This is a genomic window from Actinoplanes sp. DH11, from assembly GCF_020873875.1.
In the GTDB taxonomy this organism is placed as follows: Bacteria; Actinomycetota; Actinomycetes; order Mycobacteriales; family Micromonosporaceae; genus Actinoplanes.
On sequence record NZ_JAHWGU010000200.1, the window covers coordinates 1 to 351 of the forward strand.

The 351-nt window shown below is 67.5% G+C and carries 1 protein-coding gene; it reads left to right on the forward strand.

All coding sequences use genetic code 11. From position 1 onward, the window contains the following. Nucleotides 1–351: polyketide synthase (locus LPA41_RS41425; RefSeq protein WP_229076991.1), on the forward strand; the 351-nt coding region annotated here is incomplete at both ends.

Below are 351 nucleotides of genomic sequence, written 5' to 3' on the forward strand. Positions count from 1 at the left end.
CGGGGACGTTCGCTGAGTTCAGTCGTCAGCGGGGTCTGTCGTTCGATGGCCGGTGCAAGTCGTTCAGTGCGTCGGCGGATGGTACGGGCTGGTCCGAGGGTGTGGGCATGCTGCTGGTGGAGCGGCTGTCCGACGCTCGTAAGAACGGTCACCCCGTGCTCGCGGTGGTTCGCGGTTCGGCGGTGAACCAGGACGGTGCTTCCAACGGTTTGACGGCGCCGAATGGTCCCTCCCAACAGCGGGTCATCCGTCAGGCTTTGGCGAACGCCGGGTTGCGGCCTGCCGAGGTTGATGTGGTGGAGGCGCACGGCACGGGGACGACGCTGGGTGACCCGATCGAGGCGCAGGCGC